The 3,314-nt window shown below is 41.0% G+C and carries 4 protein-coding genes and 1 pseudogene; 1 reads left to right on the top strand and 4 read right to left on the bottom strand.

Features of this window, described 5'->3' with window-relative positions; genetic code table 11:
* Positions 1 to 1,070, top strand: a pseudogene (locus QVO88_RS09375) (hypothetical protein); the annotation flags it as partial.
* A 52-nt stretch (positions 1,071 to 1,122) separates the two neighbouring features.
* On the opposite strand, the gene QVO88_RS09370 reads toward QVO88_RS09375, so the two are convergent.
* The 4 genes from QVO88_RS09370 to QVO88_RS12380 form a co-directional block, all read right to left on the bottom strand.
* On the bottom strand, positions 1,123 to 1,365 hold the full coding sequence (locus QVO88_RS09370) for an RNA-binding S4 domain-containing protein (protein ID WP_022288222.1): 243 nt from the start codon (positions 1,363 to 1,365) through the stop codon (positions 1,123 to 1,125).
* 66 nt (positions 1,366 to 1,431) lie between these two features.
* Positions 1,432 to 1,722, bottom strand: a complete 291-nt coding sequence (locus QVO88_RS09365) for an HU family DNA-binding protein (protein WP_256319968.1) — start codon at positions 1,720 to 1,722, stop codon at positions 1,432 to 1,434.
* Between the two features lie 24 nt (positions 1,723 to 1,746).
* The gene (mazG, locus tag QVO88_RS09360) at positions 1,747 to 2,544 is read right to left on the bottom strand and encodes a nucleoside triphosphate pyrophosphohydrolase (protein WP_022288220.1); all 798 of its coding nucleotides are present in this window, start codon (positions 2,542 to 2,544) and stop codon (positions 1,747 to 1,749) included.
* Between the two features lie 58 nt (positions 2,545 to 2,602).
* Positions 2,603 to 3,307, bottom strand: coding sequence for a polysaccharide biosynthesis C-terminal domain-containing protein (locus QVO88_RS12380; RefSeq protein WP_022288219.1), 705 nt, complete (start codon positions 3,305 to 3,307; stop codon positions 2,603 to 2,605).
* Between the last annotated feature and the right edge of the window lie 7 nt (positions 3,308 to 3,314).

The following is a 3,314-nucleotide window of genomic DNA, read 5'->3' as shown; positions in this document are numbered from 1 at the left end:
TCCCTAAGCCTGTTGACGGCGAGAAAAAGACTGGTGACATTGACGGAAACGAGTACAGCTATACAACTAAGGAATACACTATCTCAGGCAATGATGTAAAGGCTGCTTTTAAGGCTGTTCTTGACAAGGCTAAGGACGACGCTACGCTTAAAGATATGTTCAGCAAGGCAGGCGTTGCTGACAAGCTTGGTATGTCATATGATGAGATAATCTCACAGTATGCTGATTCTATGGATTCACTTTTTGCAAGCGATAATCTTGACGAAACTGCAACATTTAACGCTTACTACAGCGGTGATGATTTTGCGGGCTTTAGCCTTGAAAAAGACGGCGAGGGTGCAACTCTTTACACCATTCTTAAGGACGACGTTGTGGCTGTTGATTTTAGCCTTAACATGGGCAGTGAGGGCAGTGCATCATTCAAGGGTTCTGCAAATACTGTTGACGGTGTTACAAATGGCAAGTTCACAATGAAAATGGAAACTGCGTCTGATTCAGATATAGACGCTGACAAGACTTCTGCTGACGGTGGACTTTCCCTTGAGCCTACCATGGCAGTTTCACCGAGCATAAACTTTGACACAATGGAAGCTGAGGTGACTCTCAAAGACCTTAAAGAAGAGGGTGACGCATTCTCAGGTACTATCAGATTTGATGTGAATGGTACATCTGATTCTCAGGCTGTATCAGGCTGGGTAGAGCTTGCTTCTGCTTCAACTGCTGATAAGCTTGATCTTTCTGTTGAGTTTGGCATGAACGGCAAGCAGTTTGTTACAATGGCAGTTACAGGAAATAAGACAGAGGCTTCTGACATCACTGTTCCGTCAGGCGACAAGATCTATGACATGACAAATGACGATCAGATGAATACATACCTTGCAGGCTGTGACAGTGACGGATTTGTTGCTAATGTAAAGAAAGTTCTTGGTGACGAGGTCTACAATATGCTTGTAAATGCAGAGGGTGATCTTGAGTCAGATTATGATGACTATGGTGATTATGATGATTATGATGACTACGATCTCTCTGATATTGATCTGTCAGATTATGATCTGAGTGCAAATGCATAAAATGCACAATAGATAAAAAATTAAGAGGATCGCATTGAGCGGTCCTCTTTTTTTAGCTGATAACACGATAATTCTCGGCTGCTTCTTCTTTTTTTACATACTCGGTGACATTGAGAACTTCCACCTTGACAGGCTTCTGACCCATATTTATGGTGATAATGTCGCCAACTTTCACGTCATATGAAGCTCTTGCAATCTTATCGTTCACAAGCACCTTGCCTGCATCGCAAGCTTCGTTTGCAATAGTACGTCGTTTAATAAGTCTTGTGACTTTCAGGTATTTATCAAGCCGCATATTTTCCTCCTTTGTAGTAAAAAAGACCTAACCCGCAGGCTAGGTCTGAGTGGCATAAGCTTTAGATTACTTGTTTACAGCGTCCTTAAGAGCCTTGCCTGCCTTGAATGCAGGAACTTTCTTAGCTGCAACAGTGATCTGCTCCTTTGTACGAGGATTGATAGCTGTCTTTTCAGCTCTCTCTCTAACCTCGAATGTACCGAAACCTACCAGTGAGATCTTCTCGCCGTTAGCAAGTGTCTCTGATACAGAATCAATAACAGTTGTAAGTGCCTTCTCAGCGTCCTTCTTTGAATAATCGCCCTTTTCTGCGATAAGATTGATCAGTTCTGCCTTTGTCATTGTTTTTACCTCCAAATTATTTTTAACGAATAAAGTTATTCATTCATTTTGCTCTCGCCAATAAGCGTCAAGCTCATTTATGCTCAGGGCGGTCATATCCTGCCCGTTTTGCCTTACAGCATTTTCTGTTTTCTCAAACTTTTCGATATAATTATTATTTGTATCCGTCAGCACTTCTTCAGCGTCAAGGTCAAGCTTTCTTGCAAGTGAAGCACAAGTGAACATTATCTCGCCAAGCTGTTTTGCAACTACGGCTTTATCACTGTCAGCACTGTTTTCAAGAGCCTTAACAGCATTTTCAAGTGCGCTGATATCATGAGCATTGTCATACTCGATACCTGCTCTTGCTGCACGTTTGCTTAACTTCTGAGCTCTCATAAGTGCAGGAAAGTTCTTTGGAACGCTTTTAAGGGTATCGGAATAAGTTTCCTGTCCCTTGGTTTCTTTCTTGATAGTGTCCCAATTTTTAAGCACTGTTTCAACGTTGTCAGCTTCTACGCTTCCGAAAACGTGTGGGTGTCTGATGATAAGCTTTTTACAGATATCAGTTATCACATCGTCAAGTCGGAAATTGTTGTTTTCGGTCTCGATAACTGTATGAAAAACCACCTGCAAAAGAACGTCGCCAAGTTCTTCTCTCATCATTTCAGGAGAGTCACAGTCAATTGCTTCCATGACCTCATAGACTTCTTCAAGAAAATCTTTCTTGATAGACTTATGGGTCTGGACCTTATCCCACGGGCAGCCGTTCTCGCTTCTGAGAATTACCACGATATCCGCAAGATCATTGATATCAAAGCTGTCTTTAGCAAGCAATTCCTTAATTTTATCGCTCATTACATCATTACCTTTCCAAAAGGGTGCTTATTAATAATAAACCATTTTGCTCAAAATTTCAAGGGTTTTGCGGATTTTTTTTTGAAAATATGTAATTTACAATATTTTTCGGCGTTTCGCACAATAAATATAAACAAAAAAAGTACATTGTGCTACCAATTCCTATAGAAAAAAGGGTCACAAATCTATGATTTATTTGCAAATTGGCTATTTTCGTAAGTGTTTCGTGTGACAAAACAGCTGTCACACTGCACATGATAGCGGCGTAGGTGGGCTTTACGAAAATTTCGCTCACTTTTGGTTTTAGATCCGTCATTTTGCAAACTGAGCGTACGGATAGGGCGCATATGAAAACCTCTGATACAAGAGTAGAAATAGCTGCTCCTGATATATTTATTATGGGCTGTCTTATAAGTATAATGTTCAGAAATAGCTTAATAATTCCACCTGTCAACATAATTATTATGGCTTTGTGAGGTTTTCCCAGAGTTTGCAGGATAGCAAAGCAGGGAGTTGCTATGGCAAGGAATATTACTGCTATTCCAAGTATGGACATTGGCATTATACAGACCTGTATCTCAGTTTCACGGCCTCCAAAAAGAAAATGCAGGATAGGTTCTGACAAAACTGCTATGCCCATGCCTGCGGGTATGGCTATGATACTGGTGACGATGAGCATTTTTGTAAGGCCTGACTGTATGGCTTTTTTATCATTTTTGGCACAGCTTTCGGCAAGTGAGGGGAGTATGCTTTTGCCAAACATTGCGGTG

Source organism: Ruminococcus sp. CAG:57 (genome assembly GCF_000435935.1).
GTDB lineage: Bacteria > Bacillota > Clostridia > Oscillospirales > Ruminococcaceae > Hominimerdicola > Hominimerdicola aceti.
The sequence above is the reverse complement of the archived record's forward strand: the minus strand, read 5'-3'. Positions and strand labels throughout refer to the sequence as shown.

Coding starts and splice junctions, on each gene's coding strand:
- QVO88_RS09370 (WP_022288222.1), bottom strand. CDS start 1,365: ATGCGGCTTGATAAATACCTGAAAGTCACAAGACTTATTAAACGACGT.
- mazG (WP_022288220.1), bottom strand. CDS start 2,544: ATGAGCGATAAAATTAAGGAATTGCTTGCTAAAGACAGCTTTGATATC.
- QVO88_RS12380 (WP_022288219.1), bottom strand. CDS start 3,307: ATGTTTGGCAAAAGCATACTCCCCTCACTTGCCGAAAGCTGTGCCAAA.